Genomic DNA, 19,447 nt, shown 5'->3' with positions numbered 1-19,447 from the left:
GTCGGAAAGCGTGTTTACCCCTAGCTGACCGTCGCGTGACATCCACCTGGCGCCGTTTTCACCCTTGTTCTCGAGGGGAGTACCGTGAAACTGACCTTTGCGATATCGGTGGTCGCGCTGGTACTCATCGCCGGCACCACCACCATCTGCCTGTCGGGAGCCGTCACCGATCGCACGACCGAATACGGAAGCGCGCGGGCGACGTTCGACCAGATGTTCAGCTCCCACCAGAGAATCTGTCGATGATGCGCCGGTCGCGTTTCGTCGGCCGGCCGTGCAGTTCGGCCGCCGGCTCGCGATACGTGCGGCGCCGCTCCAGTTCGGCGAGCCGCGCGGCCCGTCCCGCTTCCGTCTCCGCGTAGAGCGTCTGCGCGACGCTCGCGGGCCCGCGCACGTCGCACACGCCCAGCACGGCAATGTGCCAGACGATGCCGTCGATCGCAATCTCGACCTCGTCGCCCACCCGCACGTCCTTCGCCGGCTTCACCGCCGCGCCGCCGATCTTCACGTGTCCCTTGTCGACCGCATCGGTCGCGAGCGAGCGCGTCTTGAAGAACCGGGCCGCCCACAGCCATTTGTCGATGCGCAGCTTCGCGCCCGGCTCCGTGGAAATCTTGTAGTTCATGTCGGCCTCCGCCGGGTCGCCCCAAGGAGGGCGTAGCAGGGAATTCGCCGGGCATCGGTCTGCGCCTGCGTAGCCGGCCGGCTTATCGCCCCGTCGGAAAGCAGCGAACGTAGCGAGCGTGGGGATCGTTCCATCTCAGCCTACCGTTTCGGGCTGCGCGGCCTTGACCGGCCAGCCCTGCAGATTCTCCGCGACGATTTCGCCGAGCGCGCCGATCCACGCCGACGCGCCGTTCAGGCACGGAATCCGGTGGAAGGTCTTGCCGCCGCCGGCGAGGAATTCGTCGCGCACTTCCATGCCGATTTCCTCGATCGTCTCCAGGCAATCGGCCGTGAAGCCGGGACAGAACACATCGGCCCGCCGCACGCCGGCCTCGCCGAACTCGCGCAGCGTCGGCGCGGTGTACGGCTGCAGCCATTCGGCCTTGCCGAAGCGCGACTGGAACGTGATGCGGCATTCGGTGCCCGACAGCCCGAGCGCGACCATCAGCAACGCGCCCGTCTGCTGGCACTGCTCGTGATACGGGTCGCCGAGATCGAGCGTGCGCTTCGGCACGCCGTGGAAACTCAGCACGAGTTTGTCGCCGGCCGCGAAATCGGGCCGGCCGTGTTGCGTCCAGTACTGCCGAACCTGCTCGGCCAGCGCGTGGATATAGGCCGGATGGTCGGCGTAGTGCCGCACCGTGCGCACTTCCGGCTGATTGCGCATGCGCGCGAGCGCGGCGAACGCGGCATCGAACGCGGTGGCCGTGGTCGACGCCGAGTATTGCGGATACATCGGCATCAGCAGCACGCGCTCGACGCCCGCGCGCTTGAACTGCGCGAGCGCGTGCGCAAGGTTCGGGCTGCCGTAGCGCATCGCGTAGTCGACCATCACGTGATAGCCGTTCGACACGAGCAGGTGCCGCACGCTGTCGGTCTGGCGCTCGGTATACACGCGCAGCGGCGAACCCTCGGGCATCCAGACGGCCGCGTATTTCTTCGCGGACGCACGGCCGCGCAGCGGCAGGATCACCGTGCGCAGCAGCACCTGCCAGACGGCCTGCGGGATTTCGACGACCCGCGGATCCGACAGGAATTCGGCCAGGTAGCGCCGCACCGCGCGCGGCGTGGGCGCGTCGGGCGTGCCGAGATTGATCAGCAGCACACCGACGCGATGGGCGGCCGCGACGCTCGAAGGCGGCTCAAGATCGAAACGCATGGGCAAGAACGTGCTCGGGGCACGGGACCGGACGGCCCTCAATTATAGCGGGCCGTCCCGCTCGGGTCGGCTGGCCGTTCGGCCGACTGGCGGCGCGCACGGCGCCTCGGCACGATGGCGGGACGGCGTCGGCTGCCGCAGCTACTGCTGGCTCAGCGTGAGCGACAGCAGCCGCGCGGTGATGTCGACGATCGGAATCACGCGGTTGTACGCCATCCGGGTCGGGCCGATCACGCCGAGCGTGCCGACGATCTGCCCGTTCACCTCGTACGGCGCGGTGACGACGCTCATTTCCTCGATCGGCACGAGCGTCGATTCGCCGCCGATGAAGATCTGCACGCCCTGGGCGTGGCTCGACACGTCGAGCAACTGCAGGAGGCCCGTCTTTTGGTCGAATACGTCGAACAGCTTGCGCAGCCGCGCCATGTCGGACGAAAGATCCGCCACTTCGAGCAGGTTGCGCTCGCCGGAAATCAGCACGGTGTCCTCGGTGTCGGGCACCTCGGTGCTGGCCGTCACGGCCGCGTGCATCAGCGTCGTCATGTCGCCGCGCAGCTGGTCGATCTCGTCGCGCAGGCGGCGGCGCACCTCGTCGAACGACAGGCCGGCGAAATGCGCGTTGATGTAGTTGGACGCCTCGGTCAGCTGCGACGGCGAATAGTCGCGCGGCGTCGCGAGCATGCGGTTCTGCACGTCGCCCTCGGGCGTGACGATGATCAGCAGGATGCGCTTGTCGGACAGGCGCATGAACTCGATCTGCTTGAACACGTGGCTGCGGCGCGGCGTCAGCACGACGCCCGCGAACTGCGACAGGTTCGACAGCACGCTCGCGGCGGCGGCGACCACCCGCTGCTGCGGTTCGCCCGCCTGCAGCGTGTTCTGCACCTGGCGCGCGACGGCCTCGGCGTCGATCGGCGCCTCGACCGTCAGCATCGTATCGACGAACAGCCGGTAGCCGCGCGGCGTCGGCACGCGGCCGGCCGACGTGTGCGGGCTCGACACGAGGCCGAGCTCCTCCAGGTCGGACATCACGTTGCGGATCGTCGCCGGGCTCAGCTCGAGCCCGGAGTAACGGGACAACGTGCGCGAGCCGACCGGCTGACCGTCGGCGATATACCGTTCGATCAGGGTTTTCAGGAGGGTTCGTGCGCGAGGATCTAGCATGGTGGAAAATTTTAGCGCAACCGCGCCACCGCGGCGAGTGGCGTCAACTACCGTTGCGCGGGCCGGCCCGATCCGGCCCCGTCGGCGTACAGCCGGTTCTTTTCGTCCACGAGCTATGGTGTAATGCCGGCATGAAAACCGGTAATCAGTTCAGTACTGTCGCGCTCGTCGGCCGGAGCAACACGCCCGGCATCGCCGAACCGCTCGCCACGCTGGCGGACAGCATCGCCAGGCTCGGCTTCGAGGTCGTCTTCGAAGGCGATACCGCGCGCGAAATCGGCATCGCCGGCTACCCGGCGCTCACCCCGGCCGAAATTGGGGCGCGAGCGGACGTGGCGATCGTGCTCGGCGGCGACGGCACGATGCTCGGCATCGGCCGCCAGCTCGCGCCATACCGGACCCCGCTGATCGGGATCAACCACGGCCGGCTCGGCTTCATCACCGACATCGCGGCATCCGACATGCACGCGCTCGTCCCCGTGCTGCTGGCCGGCAAGTTCGAGCGCGAGGAGCGCTCGCTGCTCGAGGCGCGGATCATGCGCGACGGCGAACCGATCTACCACGCGCTCGCGTTCAACGACGTCGTCGTGAACCGCAGCGGCTTCTCCGGGATGGTCGAGCTGCGCGCGTCGGTCGACGGCCGCTATATGTACAACCAGCGTTCGGACGGCCTGATCGTCGCGACGCCCACCGGCTCGACCGCGTATGCGCTGTCGTCGGCCGGCCCGATCCTCCATCCGCAGCTGGCGGGCATCGTGCTCGTGCCGATCGCGCCGCACGCGCTGTCGAACCGGCCGATCGTGCTGCCCGACGATTCGAAGATCGCGATCCAGATCGTCGGCGGCCGCGATGTCAACGTGAACTTCGACATGCAGTCGTTCACGTCGCTCGAACTGAACGATACGATCGAGGTGCGCCGCTCGAAGCACACGGTGCCGTTCCTGCACCCGATCGGCTATAGCTACTTCACGACGCTGCGCAAGAAGCTGCACTGGAACGAACACGCATCGAACGAAGACGACAAGGCGTCCTGACGCCGCTGCCCCCGACACCATGCTCCGCCACCTCTCGATCCGCGACTTCGTCATCGTCGCCGCGCTCGATCTCGAATTCGACAGCGGCTTTTCCGTCTTTTCCGGTGAAACCGGCGCCGGCAAATCGATCCTGATCGACGCGCTGGCCCTCGCGCTCGGCGAACGCGCCGACGCGAGCGTCGTGCGCACCGGCTGCGGCCGCGCCGACATCACCGCCGAATTCACGCCGCACGACCGCGTCGCGCGCTGGCTGGACGAACACGCGTTCGACGCCGAGGACACCGTGATGCTGCGCCGCGTGATCGACGCGAACGGCCGTTCGCGTGCCTTCATCAACGGCACCAGCGCGACGCTCGCGCAACTGCGCGAACTCGGCGAGATGCTCGTCGACATCCACGGCCAGCACGCGCACCAGCTGCTGATGCGGCCCGACGCGCAGCGCGAGCTGTTCGACACGCACGCGGGGCTCGTCGCCGATGCCGCGAACGTCGCGCGCGCGTGGCGCGTGTGGCGCGACGCGACGCAGGCGATCGACGCCGCGAAGGCGCACGAGCGCGAACTGCAGCTCGAACGCGAAAAGCTCGCGTGGCAGCTGGCCGAACTCGACAAGCTCGCGCCGCAAGCCGGCGAATGGGACGAAGTCAGCAACGAACACAAGCGCCTGTCGCATTCGGCGAACCTGATCGAAGGCGTGCGCGGCGCGCTCAACGCGCTGTCCGAATCCGACGACGCGATGCTCGCGCAGCTCGGCGCGATCGTGTCGAAACTGCGCAGCCTGGCCGACTACGACACCGCGCTCGGCGACGCGCTCGCGTCGCTGGAGCCGGCCGAGATCCAGTTGCAGGAAGCGGTCTATTCGCTGTCGCACTATGCGCAGCGCGTCGATCTCGACCCGGAGCGGCTCGCACAGGTCGAAACGCGCCTCGATGCGCTGCACTCGACCGCCCGCAAGTTCCGGCTGCCGCCCGACACGCTTCATGAGGAGCATGCGGCCCGCCGCGCACAACTCGCCGCGCTCGACGCGGCCGCCGATCTCGGCGCGCTCGAAGCCGCGCAGGCGAAGGCGCGGGAAGCCTATCTCGCCGACGCCAAACGCCTGTCGAAGGCGCGCGTGCAGGCTGCCAAGGCGCTCGGCACGGCCGTCACGGCCGGCATGCAGGAACTGTCGATGGCGGGCGGCAGCTTCGAAGTCGCGCTCGTACCGCTCGCCGACGGCGGCCCGCACGGGCTCGAGCAGGTCGAATTCCGCGTGGCCGGGCACCCGGGCGTGCCGCTGCGGCCGCTCGCGAAAGTCGCGTCGGGCGGCGAACTCGCACGGATCAGCCTCGCGCTCGCGGTGATCGCCAGCGCGGCGAGCCCGACGCCGACGCTGATCTTCGACGAAGTCGATACGGGGATCGGCGGCGGCGTCGCCGAAGTGGTCGGGCGCCTGCTGCACCAGCTCGGGCGCGACCGTCAGGTGCTGTGCGTAACGCACCTGCCGCAGGTCGCCGCGCGCGGCGACCATCATTTCCAGGTGGCGAAAGGCGCCGACGAGCGCGGCGGCACGGTGTCGTCGGTCGTCGCGCTCGACAAGGCGAGCCGCGTCGAGGAAGTCGCGCGGATGCTCGGCGGGCTCGAAATCACGGCCACCACGCGCAAGCACGCGAAGGAAATGCTGGCGGCCTGACCGGCTCGCAAGCGTGCGGCCCGCCGAAGCGTCGCGCGGCGTCCGCGCGACGCCGCGCTGCTGCCCGTTGCCGCGGGAGGCGGCGCATGGCGGCAACCCGCGGCGTCCACCGTCACGGCTGCCCGCACCGCGGCCGCGGCCGCGCTTACGTGCTCTTGCACATCGCATGCATGTTCGCGACACCCTTCTCGCGCCATGCCGCCCACTCGCCGCCCGTCCCCGGCACGTCGCCGAGCACCCACCAGCCGTTGAGCCAGGTCTTGCCCGCATGGCTGACCTCGTGGCACGGCGTCGCGTAAGTCTTCTTCGGATCCCACGCGGCTGCGCCCTCGCCCGCCGACGCGCGCACGGTCACGTCGTGCGCCGCGTTCGCGTGGCGGCCCTGTACGTCGGTCACCACCAGCCTGAACGCGTAGCGACGCTCGTCGGCCGCCTTCGGCGCGGTAAACGTCGCGCTCGCGCCGTTCTGGACGATCGACACCCCAGCCGGCCCCGTCCACGCATACGTCAGCCCCTTGCCCGTCGACGACGCGCCGGACAGCGTGACGGTCGCGCCGCCGTCGACCGACGCCGGCCCGCTGATCGCCGCGCGCGGCGGCGCGACGATCTCCTGCGCCTTCACCTTGACGACGTGGGTGGCCCGCGCCGTATAGCCGTCTTTATTGCTCACGGTCAGCTCGAACGCGAACTCGCGGTCCTGTTCGAGCGTCGGCGCGACGAAGCGCAGTTCCGTGCCGTCCGGCCGTGCGTCGATGCCGGCCGGCACCGTCCACGCATGGCGCAACGACTCGCCGGCCGACGCGGCGCCCGACAGCACGACCGCCGCGCCCGCGGCCGCGTGCTGCGGGCCGGTCACCACGGCCCGCGGCAACAGCAGGCCGTCGTTCGTCACGTCGACCACGGCGCCGTCGGGCCCGACCGATTTGACGGTGATGATCTTGCCCGACAGCGTGTCGTGCAACGCGTGGCCCGGCATCAGCGGCGCGTCCTTCATCCCCGACGGGCTGCCGGGCATCGCATCGACCAGCGTGTTCGTCACGACGTTGCCGCCATGCGCGACGGTCCGCACGATCACGCCGTTGACGAACGGATCGTCCGACTTCCAGTCGTCGAAGCCGCGCTGCGGCTGACGAAACTCGAGCCACAGCGTCGAACCGTCGGCGCGCGCGATGCGGTACGCCTTCGCACCCGGCGCATCGCCCCACAGCGGGGCGAGCCGGTAGGTGCCGTCCGCGTGGATCTCCGGCACGTCGGCTTCGCCGAGCCAGCCGGCGAACAATTGATAGCTCGCCGGATACAGGCGCCGGCCGCCGCCGCCCATCGTGTCGGCCGGGTCGTCGACCTTGCCGGCGCGGCATGCGCCGCCGACTTCGACCGTGCCGCCCGGCGTCGGGCAATCGACGAGCGAGCCCGGATGCTTGGCGCCGAGGTTGTGCCCGAATTCGTGCGACCACATCCAGTAGCCGTGGCCGCTCGCGTTCGACAGGATCCAGTTGCCCGGCGTCGCCGCCAGACCGCCCCAGCCGCAATTGCTCATTTTCGGCAGGTCGACGAACAGGTAGTTGAACTTGTCCGGATTCACGCCGCGCGCGAGCGCTGCATTGCGCGCGGCCGTGCGGATCGCGCCCGAGTCGCACGTGGCCGGCCGCTCGCCGAGATTGACGCTATCGAGCGTTTGCCCGTGCAGCGTCAGCTTGCCGCGCGACGCGACCTCGAGATAGCGCCGCAGCGACGCATAGTCGCCGCCGTCGCCGAACACCGCCTTGCGCACGACCTCGCTGTCGGCCGGCTTCGAGTCGTTGAAGTGCGTCACCATCAGCAGCACGGACTTGTCGCCGAGCAGCGGACGCTGCGACGGCGCGATCGACACAACCGATTTCCAGATCGACGACGGCTGGCCGCGCAGGTTCTGCGTCGCGACGCCGGCGCCGCCGTCGCGCGGGGCCAGCACCTCGGCAGGCCGGCCGGTATTGGCCCGGTACCGGTTGCCGAACACCACTTGCCCGTCCAGGCCGCGGTCCGGCCGCCAGTCGCGCATCGTCTGGTCGCCCTCGCTGCAGACGCCAACCGCCACGCGCCCCATGCCGGTATCGCCGGCGGCCGCGTGCAGGCACATCTTCGTGCCGCGCGCGGCGCTGGCGCCGGTGTTGACGATGCGCTGGAAACCGTCGCGCGGCTCGAAGGTCCAGTCCTGCGCGGCGCCGCCGTCGCACGCGGCGAACACTGCCGCGTTGTCGGCCGGCCGCCATGCGAGGCACTGGCCGTCGCCGCGCGACAGGTTCGTGAGGGTCGTGGAAGCCGGCTCGGCGGCATGGGCGGAAGCGGAGAACAGTCCGGCGGCAGCCGCGGACAGCGCCGTCGTGGCGAAGGCAAGGCGAAACGGTTTCAAGATGGTACGGGCTCGTTGAGGGCGCGCGGCGCCGGTTGAACGGAAAGCCCGCATTCTTTCGATCCGGGCGCTGCCGCTCAAACAATCTCAAACGATTCTCAACACGGCCGGACCGGCCGCCCCGCACGGCAGCCGGCGCCGTGCCGGCCGCCCGTCTGTACGACCTTCACGCGCCGCCGAACACGCGCGCCCACAGCGCCGTCACGGCCGCCCGCTCGTCGGCCACCACGGCCGGATCGACGCGCGCCTTCTCCATCCCGTCGAGCCGCAGCTTGTGCTGCAGCTTCCGGTACGTGCGGTACGCCGCGCCGACGCGCTCGGCCTCGTCCTCGCCCATCAGCCCGAAGCGCGCGACCTCGCGCAGCAGCGCGATGTTGCCGGTATTGCGGATCAGCTCGGCGTCGCTCGACGCATGCAGCAGCACCCAGTACTGGACGATGAACTCGATGTCGACCATCCCGCCGCGGTCGTGCTTCAGGTCAAACAGGTCGGTCTGGTTCGGATGGCCGGCGAACACCTTGCCGCGCATGTCGACGATCTCCTTCGCGAGTACGACCCCGTCGCGCGGCGTCGTCAGCACCTGCTGGCGGATCGCCTCGAAATCCGCGCCGATCTGCGCGTCGCCCGCGCTGTAGCGGGCGCGCGTCAGCGCCTGGTGCTCCCACACCCACGCGGTGTTCGCCGCATCGCCCTCGCGCAGCTGATAGCGGCGGAACGCATCGAGATCGGTGACGAGCAGCCCGGCCTCGCCGTTCGGCCGCAGCCGCAGGTCGATGTCGAACAGCGCGCCCGCGCCGGTCGCGGTCGTGAGCCACGTGATCAGGCGCCGTGTAAACGTGGTGTAGACGTCCGCCGAACGCTCGTCCGGGTCGTCATACAGGAAGATCAGGTCGAGATCCGACGCATAGCCGAGCTCCTTGCCGCCCAGCTTGCCGTATGCGATCACCGCGAACTTCGGCACGTCGCGGTGGCGCTTCGCGAGCTGCGACCAGACGACCTCGATCGTCACGTCGAGCACCGCGTCGGCCAGTTCGGACAGCCGGTCGCTCACGTGCTCGACCGACAGTTGCCCGGCCAGGTCGATCAGCAGGATCCGGAACACCTCCGCGTGCTGCGCGTGGCGCAGCAGGTCCATCTGCTGCTCGGGGCCGTCGGCGGCCGCGAGCCGCGCGCGCAGCGCATCCTTGAACGCGGGCCAGTCGAACGGGCTCGCGATCGCCTCGTCGTCGAGCAGCTCGTCGAGCAGCTGCGGGTGGCGGATCAGGTAGCCGCCGCCCCAGCGCGTCGCGCCGAGCACCGACAGCACGCGGTCGAGCGCGGCCGGATATTCGGTCAGCAGCGCGAGATAGACGCCGCGCCGGCTGACCGTCTCGAGCAGGTCGAACAGGCGCACGATCGTGTCGTCGCGGCGCGCGGCGTCGATCTTCGGCGCGGCGTCGAGCGCGCGCTGCGCGACGCTGTCGAAGCGCTGCCGGCTCTTTTCCGGCAACCCGGTGTAGCGCGACGATTGCCAGATCGCGCGCAGCCGCGCGAGCACCGCGGCCGGATCGGCGAAGCCCAGGCCGTCGAGGCGCGCGACCAGCGCGTCGTCCTCGCCGTCGTCGGCCAGCGCGCCGCTCCAGATCCACGCAGCCGCCGTGTCGTCGCCGGCCGCGCAGGGCCCGCCATTCGCCTTGTCGGCAAAAATCTGGTCGAACTGGGCTTCGACGAACGTGCGGTGGCCGTCCAGCACCGTCATCAGCGCCGCGTAGTCGGCGAAACCGAGCGACGCGGCCAGCGCCGCGCGCTCGTCGGGCTCGACCGGCATCGCGTGCGTCTGCGCGTCGTTGCGGTACTGCAGCCGATGCTCGAGCGTGCGCAGGAAGTTATAAGCATCGGCCAGGCGCGCGCGCACGTCGTCGCCGATCAGCCCGCGCGCCTGCGCATGCCGCAGCACCGCGAGTGTCGGCCGCACGCGGAAGCCCGCATCCTGGCCGCCGCGGATCAACTGGAACACCTGCGCGCTGAACTCGATCTCGCGAATCCCGCCGCGCCCGAGCTTGATGTCGTCGGCCTTGTCGGGCCGCATCGACGCGCGCCGCGCGGCTTCGTGCCGGATCTGCTGATGCAGCGAACGGATCGCGCCGATCACGCCGAAATCGAGATAGCGACGGTAGACGAACGGCTTGACGATCGATTCGAGCTGCGCCGCGAGCCGCTGCGCCGCGTCGCTGTCGCCTTCCGACACGAGCCGCCCCTTGATCCACGCATAGCGCTCCCACTCGCGCCCCTGCACGTAGAAATATTCCTCGAGCATGCCGACGCTGCAGACGAGCGGCCCCGAATCGCCGTTCGGACGCAGCCGCATGTCGACGCGAAACACGTAGCCGTCGGCCGTGACCTCGGACAGCACGCCGATCAGGCGCCGGCCGAGCCGCGTGAAGTACTCCTGGGTGGACAGCGGCGAACGCGTGCCGCCGGTGGTCTCGCCGTCGTCCTCGTACACGAAGATCAGGTCGATGTCCGACGACACGTTCAGCTCGCGGCCGCCGAGCTTGCCCATCCCGACCACGCCGAGCACGACGCGCTGGCCGTCGGCGCCGCGCGGCTCGCCGTACTGCGCCTCGAGTTCGGCCGACAGCAGCGCGAGCGAGCGCTGCACGGCCACTTCGGCGAGATCGGTCATCGCGCCCGTGACCTCGGCGACGCCCGCCAGCCCGCGCAGGTCGCGCTCCGCGACCGCGCCGAACGCCTCGGCGCGCAACTGCCGCAGCGCGCGCTTCAGTTGCTCGTCGCCCGGCGCGGCGGTGCCGGCGGGCGTCGCGAGCAGCGCGGTGAGGCGCGCGTCGAGCTGCGCGCGGCCGAGCGGCGCGGCCGCCCACGCGGCGATCTGCTCGGCCAGCGCGGGCCGAGCGGCCGCCGCGCGGGCAAGGTAGCGGGAATAGGACGTGCTGATCAGGGCGGAAGCGTCGGTCATCGAGAAGCGGGCCTGGCGAAAAGGCCGGCGGCAGCGGGCCCGCGCATGCGCGCCCCGCTGCCGCCGGCCCCATGGACTCGGCGCGGCGTCGCCGGACGCGCGTGCGCCCGTCGCGACACCGCGCGCCGGAAAGCCCGTGCCGTGCTGCCTCCAACGGCCGCCGGCACGAACCCCTGTGATACATTTCAACGTCAGTCTGCAAAACTACCATATCGCCGCCCGTCCGCCGCATGTCCGACCGTCAGGAATCCGCCGTAGCTGCGCCCGAAGCGGGACCTCCGAAGCACGATCATCCGGTCCTGCGTCGCGTGTTCAGGGTGACGCTGGCAGTCGGGATCGGCACCTACTTCGTCGCGTCCGGCGCCTTCCTCGGGCTGCGCTACGTGCTGCTGCCGCGCATCGACGAATACCGCCCGCGCATCGAGCGCGCGGTGTCCGACAAGCTCCACGCGCAGCTTTCGATCGGCAAGCTTTCTCCGAACTGGTCCGGCATGCAGCCGGGCGTCGAACTCACGAACCTGACGATCCGCGGCCGCGACGGCAAGGTCGCGCTGTCGGTGCCGCACGCGACGGCCGCGCTGTCGTGGATGTCGCTGCTGCGGCTGTCGCCCGCGCTGTCGAGCCTGATCGTCGACCAGCCCGACCTCGTCGTCGCGCGGGCGGCCGACGGCTCGCTGAGCGTCGCGGGCGTCGGCGTGGCCACCACCCACGGCGGCAACGACACGTTCGGCACCTGGCTGCTGAAGCAGGAGGCGATCGTGCTGCGCGGCGGCACGCTGCGCTGGCGCGACGCGCAGCACGACGCGCCGGAGCTCGTGCTGGCGGGCATTCGGCTCGCGGTGCTGAACGACGGCCGCGTGCACAAGGCCGCGCTGCAGGCGCCCGCGAACGGTACGCTGCTGCTCGGCCCGCTCGATTTCCGCGCACGCTTCAAGCACAAGCCGCTCGCGCCGATCGGCAAGCCGGCGAACTGGACCGGCGACGCGTACCTGTCGACCGGCCCCGTCGACCTGCAGACGCTCACGCGCTATCTCGACGTGCCGCTCACGATCCACGCGGGCCGGATCGACAACGCGATCTGGGCGACCTTCGGCGACGGCCATCTGCGCTCGGCGGGCGGCGACCTGCAAGGCGCCGACGTCGCGCTGCGCGTGCGCCCGACGCAGCCGCGGCTCGACGTGCCGACGGTCGGCTTCGGCTGGGACGTGGTACTCGATGCGGGCCACGACTACACGCTGCACCTGACGCGCTTCAATGCAGAGCTCGGCCAGCCGCCGCTGCCGGACGGCACGCCGCTCGCCCGCTCGCTCGCGCTGTCGACGCTGACGGCGCGCTACCGCGTGCCGACCGCGAACCAGGGGCAACTGCTCAGCGTGGTCGGCGACCGCGTCGATCTCGGCATCCTCAGCGAATTCATCCGCGGGCTGCCGCTGCCGGCGCGCCTGCGCAACGAGCTGATCAAGATCGACCCGCGCGGGATGGTGTCGAACTATCACATCGAGGTCGAGCGCGCGAAACCCGCGCGCGCCGATCTCGCCGACGAGGAGCGGCGCATGGGTGCCGCGCCGATCGTCCGCTACCGCTTCCTCGGCGATCTGCAAGGCATCAGCTTCGCCGCGCAGGAGCCGCCGCCCGGGCTCTCGCCGCGCGGTCACCCGCGCGCCGGCTGGCCGGGCGTCGAGAACCTGTGGGGCCGCGTCGATGCGAACGAGACGGGCGGCGCCGCGCATTTCGACACGGTCCACGCGGCCGTCACCGTGCCCGGCGAATTCGACGAGCCGCGCCTGACGTTCGACCGGCTGCGCGGCAACGCCAAATGGACGATCACGCCCGCGCCGGGCGACAAGCACGCGCGCGTCGACGTGTCGCTGCCCGACCTGTTCGTGTCGAACCCCGACGCCGAAATCGCGGTGTCGGGCTCGTACACGAATCCCGGCCACGGCCGCGGCTCGCTCGACCTGCGCGCCGATTTCGCGCGCGCATCGGTCGCGCGCATTCCGCGCTACCTGCCGACCGGGATGTCCGAGCACCTGCGCGACTATCTCGGCCACGCACTGCAGGACGGCAACGTGACCAAGGGCGCGTCGATCGTCGCGCGCGGCCCGCTCGAGAAATTCCCGTTCGAACACGAGCCGGACGCCGGCGTGTTCCACATCGTCGCGCCGTTCACCGGCGGCCGCTTCGAGCCGACGCCGTACCCGCCGCGCAAGCTCGCGAACGGCACGCCGAGCGTCTGGCCGGCGCTCGACGGGATCGACGGCGTGTTCGAGCTCGCGCAGAACAAGCTGCGCTTCGACATCGCGCGCGCGCGTTACAAGCGCGTCACGCTGACGAAGGTCGCGGGCCGCATCGACGATCTCGGCAATCCGTCGCACTCGCCGCTGATCATCGACGGCCATGCGCAAGGCCCGCTCGCCGACCTGATCGACTATGCGGACAACAGCTCGCTCGGCACGATGAGCAACCATATCGGCCAGCGGATCGACGCGCAGGGCCCCGCGTCGCTCGCGCTCAAGATCACGATTCCGCAGCACGTCCCCCATCCGCACACGCACGTCGAAGGCGCGCTCGCGTTCGGCGGCAACACGCTGTCGACCCGCGGCGTGCCGCCGCTGTCGGCCCTGCGCGGCAGCGTCCGCTTCACCGAGGCCGGCGCATCGCTGCACGACCTGTCGGGGCGCTTCCTCGGCGGCCCGGTGCGCGCGAACGGCACCTTCCGGTCGCACGGCCCGTACGCGGTGGACGTCGACGGCCGGCTCGCGCTCGACGCCGCGCGCGGCCTGAACCTGCACGGCGCGGCCGCCGCGCTGCTCGAACACGTGGTCGGCGACGCGCCGTACAAGGTCGCGGTGCGCGGCGCGCCGGGCCGCCTGCCCGACGTCAGCGCGCAATCCGACCTGACGGGCGTGGCGCTGAACTTCCCGGCGCCGTTCGCGAAACCGGCCGGCACGCCGATGCCGTTCCGCTTCACGCTGCAGCCGGCGCCGCAGGCGGACGGCAAACGCCTCGAACACGCCGACCTGACGCTCGGCCCCGTGACCGCGACCTACCTGCTCGACGCGACGCGCGGCCAGCCGCTGCGCGCGGTACGCGGCGCGATGGGCATCCACCGGATGCCCGACATGCCGCAGGACGGCGTGAGCGCGGCCGTCGACGTCAACGAGCTGGACGCCGACGCGTGGCTCGCCCTCGCCCACACGCTGAAGCCCGACACGCCGCGCGCGCCGGAACCGCAGGCGGCACCGCGCGTCGATTTCGCGAGCTTCGCGCCGAAGCGCTTCGCGTTCCATTTCGGCACGCTGAAGCTGCTCAAGCGCAACTGGGAAAACGTGATCGTCGGCGCGTCGCACGTCGACGACCTGTGGCAGGCGAACATCGCGTCGAACCAGGTGTCGGGCTACCTGTCGTGGGCGCCGGGCGGCGGTCACAACGGCGCGGGCGTGCTCAACGCGCGGCTCGCGAAGCTCGTCGTGCCGCAGCGTGCGGAGCACGACCTCGTCGGCCGTGCGATGAACCTGCCGACGCCGACCGACCGCCCGATGCCGTCGATCGACCTGATCGTCGACCAGGTCGTCGCGCGCGATCACGACATCGGCCGGCTCGTCGTCAACGCGCGCAACATCGACGAGGACGGCACGCCCGTGTGGCAGCTCGACAAGCTGGAGCTGTCGAACCCGGCCGCGAAGCTGACGGCCACCGGCAACTGGCGCACGTCGCGCCGCGCGCTCGCCCGCGGCGCCGACGAAATCGATGCGCCGCGCCGCACCGTGTTCGACTTCAAGCTCGACATCGACAACGCGGGCGCGCTGCTCGACCGCGTCGGCCTGCCGCGCACGCTCGCGGACGGTCACGGCTCGGTCACGGGCAAGGTCGGCTGGCGCGGCGGCCCGACCGCGCTCGACTTTCCGTCGCTCGGCGGCCAGGTCGCGGTCGACCTGGAGCACGGGAAGATCCTGAAGGTCGACCCGGGCGCGGCCAAACTGCTCGGCGTGCTGAGCCTGCAGAGCCTCGCGCGCTTCCTGACGCTGAACTTCCGCGACGTGGTCGGCAAGGGGCTGCCGTTCGACAAGATCGCCGGTACCGGCCGGATTTCGAACGGGATCGCGCGCACCGACGACTTCTCGATGATGACGGGCCCCGCGAACGTCACCGTGCGCGGCGCGGTCGATCTCGGCGCCGAGACGCAGGATCTGCATGCGCACGTCGCGCCGAAGATCAGCGCGGGCGCGGCCGCGATCGGGGCCGCCGTCATCAATCCGCTGCTCGGCATCGGCGTGCTGGCCGCGAACTACGCGCTGTCCGAGACGCTGTCGCACGCGTTCGCGCTCGACTACGCGATCACCGGCTCGTGGGCGCACCCGCACATCGAGCGGGTGCGGAGCGATCGGGGTAAGATGAATCACGGTCCGGCCGATGCATCGAGCCATTGAGCGCGCATCGAACCGCAGGGGCCCGGGCCGCACCCCATTTATGACGCAACCGATTCCGCGATGACCGACCACGCCCGTTCCGCCACGCCCTTCCAGGTCGCCGCGCTGCAGATGGTGAGCGCGCCGGACGTCACCCGCAATCTCGCCGAAGCGCGCCGCCTGATCGCGGAAGCCGCCGGCGAAGGCGCGCAGCTCGTGCTGCTGCCCGAATATTTCTGCTTCATGGGCCACCGCGACACCGACAAGCTCGCGCTCGCCGAACCGTACCGGGACGGCCCGATCCAGCAATTCCTCGCCGACGCCGCGCGCCGCCACGGCATCTGGGTGATCGGCGGCACGCTGCCGCTGAAGGCGCCGGAACCCGACCGCGTGCTGAACACGACGCTCGTGTTCGATCCGTCCGGCAACGAGGCCGCGCGCTACGACAAGATCCACCTGTTCAACTTCGAGAAAGGCGACGAATCGTTCGACGAGGCGCGCACGATCCGCGCGGGCGACACGGTCGTCGCGTTCGACGCCCCGTTCGGGCAGGTCGGCCTGTCGGTCTGTTACGATCTCCGCTTTCCGGAGCTGTATCGCCGCATGGGCGACTGCGCGCTGATGGTCGTGCCGTCGGCTTTTACGTATACGACGGGCCGCGCGCACTGGGAAACGCTGCTGCGCGCGCGGGCCGTCGAGAACCAGTGCTACGTGCTCGCGGCCGCGCAGGGCGGCAAGCACGAGAACGGCCGGCGCACGTGGGGCCACAGCATGCTGATCGACCCGTGGGGCGAGATCGTCGCGGTGCGCGACGAGGGCGCGAGCGTCGTGCTCGGCGCGATCGATCCGCAACGCATCGCCGACGTACGCCAGAGCCTGCCCGCGTGGCGGCACCGCGTGCTGAGCTGAATCCGCCGCACCGCTTGAAACGCCGCGCGGCCCACCATCTGCCCGGCAGCACCCGACAACTTTTTGAGAACCCCGATATCCGCATGAACATCATCGAACCCGGCATCCGCAACCTCGCGCTGGCGAAGGACATCCTGCTCACGCCGTACGGCCTCGACGAAAGCCTGCTCACGCGCACGATCGCCGACATCTTCACGCATCGCGTCGACTACGCGGACCTGTACTTCCAGGCGACCCGCAGCGAAGCGTGGAGCCTCGAGGAAGGCATCGTCAAATCGGGCAGCTTCAGCATCGACCAGGGCGTCGGCGTGCGCGCGGTCGCGGGCGACCGCACCGCGTTCGCGTACTCGGACGACCTGTCGCCCGAAGCGATCGCGCAAGCCGCCGCCGCGACCAAGGCGATCGCGGCGGCCGGCGGCGGCCGCCAGAAAATCAAGGCCGCGTCGTCGCTGACCGGCATCTCGGGCCGCGACCTGTACCTGCCGTCCGATCCGCTCGCGTCGCTCGACGCGACGGCCAAGGTCAAGCTGCTCGAGCGCATCGAGCAGATGGCGCGCGGCCGCGACCCGCGCGTCACGCAGGTGATGGCGGGCCTCGCCGGCGAATACGACGTCGTGCTGGTCGCGCGCAGCGACGGCGCGCTCGCGGCCGACATCCGGCCGCTCGTGCGCGTATCGGTCACGGTGATCGCCGAACAGAACGGCCGCCGCGAGATCGGCTCCGGCGGCGGCGGCGGCCGCTTCGACTACGGCTACTTCACCGATGAGATCCTGTCGCGCTACGTCGACGACGCCGTGCACGCGGCGCTCGTGAACCTCGACGCACGCCCCGCGCCGGCCGGCGCGATGACGGTCGTGCTCGGGCCGGGCTGGCCGGGCGTGCTGCTGCACGAGGCGATCGGCCACGGGCTCGAGGGCGACTTCAACCGCAAGGGCTCGTCCGCGTTCGCGGGCCGGATCGGCGAGCAGGTCGCCGCGAAGGGCGTGACCGTCGTCGACGACGGCACGCTGCCGAACCGCCGCGGCTCGCTGAACATCGACGACGAAGGCAATCCGACGCAGTGCACGACGCTGATCGAAGACGGCATCCTGAAGGGCTACATCCAGGACACGCTGAACGCGCGCCTGATGAAGATGCCGGTCACCGGCAACGCGCGGCGCGAGTCGTACGCGGCGCTGCCGATGCCGCGCATGACGAACACGTACATGCTGAACGGCGACAAGGATCCGCAGGAAATCATCGCGTCGGTGAAGAACGGCCTGTACGCGGTGAACTTCGGCGGCGGCCAGGTCGACATCACGAACGGCAAGTTCGTGTTCTCGGCGTCCGAGGCGTACATGATCGAGAACGGCAAGGTCACCTACCCGGTGAAGGGCGCGACGCTGATCGGCAGCGGCCCGGAATCGCTGAAGTACGTGAGCATGATCGGCAACGACATGTCGCTCGACACGGGCGTCGGCGTATGCGGCAAGGAAGGCCAGAGCGTGCCGGTCGGCGTCGGCCAGCCGACCCTGCGGATCGACAAGATGACGGTCGGCGGTACGGCATAACCGCATCGCGGCGCAGACAATCCGCGCATTTTGACGAAAACGCGCGGATTGTCCGCATTTTTGAATGACCCCGGTTGCCAGCCGCGCAGGGACCGGGTATAAATTCCGAATCAACTTTTTTGACGAGCCGAATTTCCGTCATGTCCGCCAAGTTTTACTTTTACTTTTTTTGGTATCTCAGACCGCTGGCGGATCGAGAGGGTTGATGGCGCGTAAAGCGCAACCGAAATTCCCGAAAAAACCGCCGGCGAACCCGGCGGTTTTTTTTCGCCCTTCGCCAGCCGGTCGCCGCCGCAGCGGTCCCGCGGCCCCGACCGAAACCACTGAATTGCCCGAATTGATGAATCTGCCGCACGCGCACTGACCGAACGGCGCCCCGGAAAATGAGGAGAAACAGCATGCCCCCGCACAACACCGACGACGTCCGCATTCGCGAACTCAAGGAACTGACGCCGCCCGCCCACCTGATCCGCGAATTCGCGTGCTCCGAAGCCGCGTCCGAGCTGATCTACCACTCGCGCCAGTCGATGCACCGCATCCTGCACGGGATGGACGACCGGCTGATCGTCGTGATCGGGCCGTGCTCGATCCACGACACGAAGGCGGCGATCGAATACGCGGGCCGGCTCGTGAAGGAACGCGAACGCTTCAACGGCGAGCTGGAAATCGTGATGCGCGTGTACTTCGAGAAGCCGCGCACGACGGTCGGCTGGAAGGGGCTCATCAACGATCCGCACCTCGACAACAGCTTCAAGATCAACGAAGGGCTGCGCACCGCGCGCGAGCTGCTGCTGCAGATCAACGAAATGGGGCTGCCGGCCGCGACCGAATACCTGGACATGATCAGCCCGCAGTACATCGCCGACCTGATCTCGTGGGGCGCGATCGGCGCGCGCACGACCGAGTCGCAGGTGCACCGCGAGCTGGCATCGGGGCTGTCGTGCCCGGTCGGCTTCAAGAACGGCACCGACGGCAACGTGAAGATCGCCGTCGACGCGATCAAGGCCGCGTCGCAGCCGCACCATTTCCTGTCGGTGACGAAGGGCGGCCATTCGGCGATCGTGTCGACGGCCGGCAACGAAGACTGCCACGTGATCCTGCGCGGCGGCAAGACGCCGAACTACGACGCGGACAGCGTGAACGCGGCCTGCGCGGACATCGGCAAGGCCGGCCTCGCCGCGCGCCTGATGATCGACGCGAGCCACGCGAACAGCTCGAAGAAGCACGAGAACCAGATCCCGGTGTGCGCGGACATCGGCCGCCAGATCGCGGCCGGCGACGAGCGCATCGTCGGCGTGATGATCGAGTCGCACCTCGTCGAGGGTCGCCAGGACCTGAAGGAAGGTTGCGCGCTGACCTACGGCCAGAGCATCACCGACGCGTGCATCGCGTGGGACGACAGCGTGAAGGTGCTCGAAGGCCTCGCGGAATCGGTGAAGGCGCGGCGCGTCGCGCGCGGCAGCGGGAACTGACGCGCGCCGCCAGACTGGCCGCATGACCCCGCTTGGCGGCGGGTTGGCCATGCGGCCAGCCTGCGGTCGT

General features: G+C 69.9%; 13 protein-coding genes. 8 read left to right on the top strand and 5 right to left on the bottom strand.

The window, feature by feature from the left end; translation table 11 throughout:
* Positions 1-84: 84 nt before the first annotated feature.
* Complete coding sequence (locus J8I33_RS11090) at positions 85-246, top strand: hypothetical protein (RefSeq protein WP_162838112.1); 162 nt, start codon at positions 85-87, stop codon at positions 244-246.
* On the opposite strand, the gene J8I33_RS11085 is transcribed toward J8I33_RS11090, so the two are convergent.
* The 3 genes from J8I33_RS11085 to hrcA all read right to left on the bottom strand — a co-directional run bounded on the left by J8I33_RS11085 (position 218) and on the right by hrcA (position 2,989).
* Entirely contained in the window at positions 218-625 is a 408-nt protein-coding gene (locus J8I33_RS11085) for an RNA-binding S4 domain-containing protein (protein WP_043189537.1), read from the bottom strand. The genes J8I33_RS11090 and J8I33_RS11085 overlap by 29 nt on opposite strands.
* Before the next feature lie 135 nt (positions 626-760).
* Positions 761-1,825 (bottom strand): ferrochelatase, encoded by a 1,065-nt coding sequence (hemH, locus tag J8I33_RS11080; RefSeq protein WP_209925786.1) that lies wholly within the window; start codon positions 1,823-1,825, stop codon positions 761-763.
* A gap of 141 nt (positions 1,826-1,966) precedes the next feature.
* Complete coding sequence (hrcA, locus tag J8I33_RS11075; protein WP_011544637.1) at positions 1,967-2,989, bottom strand: heat-inducible transcriptional repressor HrcA; 1,023 nt, start codon at positions 2,987-2,989, stop codon at positions 1,967-1,969.
* A 131-nt stretch (positions 2,990-3,120) separates the two neighbouring features.
* Between hrcA and J8I33_RS11070 the strand changes: the two genes are divergently transcribed.
* Both J8I33_RS11070 and recN read left to right on the top strand, forming a co-directional pair.
* Positions 3,121-4,023: an NAD kinase gene (locus tag J8I33_RS11070; protein WP_050011770.1), complete on the top strand. Its 903-nt coding sequence runs from the start codon at positions 3,121-3,123 to the stop codon at positions 4,021-4,023.
* A gap of 19 nt (positions 4,024-4,042) precedes the next feature.
* On the top strand, positions 4,043-5,692 hold the full coding sequence (recN, locus tag J8I33_RS11065; protein WP_124637988.1) for a DNA repair protein RecN: 1,650 nt from the start codon (positions 4,043-4,045) through the stop codon (positions 5,690-5,692).
* A 145-nt stretch (positions 5,693-5,837) separates the two neighbouring features.
* Here the strand turns inward: recN and J8I33_RS11060 are convergent, their stop codons facing one another.
* Together J8I33_RS11060 and glnE are read right to left on the bottom strand one after the other, a co-directional pair.
* Positions 5,838-8,081, bottom strand: a complete 2,244-nt coding sequence (locus J8I33_RS11060; protein ID WP_245171852.1) for a carbohydrate-binding protein — start codon at positions 8,079-8,081, stop codon at positions 5,838-5,840.
* A gap of 166 nt (positions 8,082-8,247) precedes the next feature.
* Positions 8,248-11,037 carry a bifunctional [glutamate--ammonia ligase]-adenylyl-L-tyrosine phosphorylase/[glutamate--ammonia-ligase] adenylyltransferase gene (gene glnE / locus J8I33_RS11055; RefSeq protein WP_209935541.1) on the bottom strand — a complete coding sequence of 930 codons (2,790 nt, stop codon included), beginning with the start codon at positions 11,035-11,037 and terminating at the stop codon, positions 8,248-8,250.
* A gap of 230 nt (positions 11,038-11,267) precedes the next feature.
* Between glnE and J8I33_RS11050 the strand changes: the two genes are divergently transcribed.
* The 5 genes from J8I33_RS11050 to aroG all read left to right on the top strand — a co-directional run bounded on the left by J8I33_RS11050 (position 11,268) and on the right by aroG (position 19,377).
* On the top strand, positions 11,268-15,467 hold the full coding sequence (locus tag J8I33_RS11050; protein WP_050011774.1) for an AsmA-like C-terminal region-containing protein: 4,200 nt from the start codon (positions 11,268-11,270) through the stop codon (positions 15,465-15,467).
* 60 nt (positions 15,468-15,527) lie between these two features.
* Positions 15,528-16,355, top strand: a complete 828-nt coding sequence (locus J8I33_RS11045) for a carbon-nitrogen hydrolase family protein (RefSeq protein WP_089488179.1) — start codon at positions 15,528-15,530, stop codon at positions 16,353-16,355.
* A gap of 83 nt (positions 16,356-16,438) precedes the next feature.
* The gene (gene tldD, locus J8I33_RS11040) at positions 16,439-17,905 is read left to right on the top strand and encodes a metalloprotease TldD (RefSeq protein ID WP_050011776.1); all 1,467 of its coding nucleotides are present in this window, start codon (positions 16,439-16,441) and stop codon (positions 17,903-17,905) included.
* 64 nt (positions 17,906-17,969) lie between these two features.
* Positions 17,970-18,269 carry a hypothetical protein gene (locus tag J8I33_RS34440; protein WP_245171850.1) on the top strand — a complete coding sequence of 100 codons (300 nt, stop codon included), beginning with the start codon at positions 17,970-17,972 and terminating at the stop codon, positions 18,267-18,269.
* Between the two features lie 34 nt (positions 18,270-18,303).
* The gene (gene aroG, locus J8I33_RS11030; protein WP_050011777.1) at positions 18,304-19,377 is read left to right on the top strand and encodes a 3-deoxy-7-phosphoheptulonate synthase AroG; all 1,074 of its coding nucleotides are present in this window, start codon (positions 18,304-18,306) and stop codon (positions 19,375-19,377) included.
* Positions 19,378-19,447: the final 70 nt, after the last annotated feature.

Source organism: Burkholderia sp. AcTa6-5, from assembly GCF_017815075.1.
Taxonomy (GTDB): Bacteria; Pseudomonadota; Gammaproteobacteria; order Burkholderiales; family Burkholderiaceae; genus Burkholderia; species Burkholderia sola.
The sequence above is the reverse complement of the archived record's forward strand: the minus strand, read 5'-3'. Positions and strand labels throughout refer to the sequence as shown.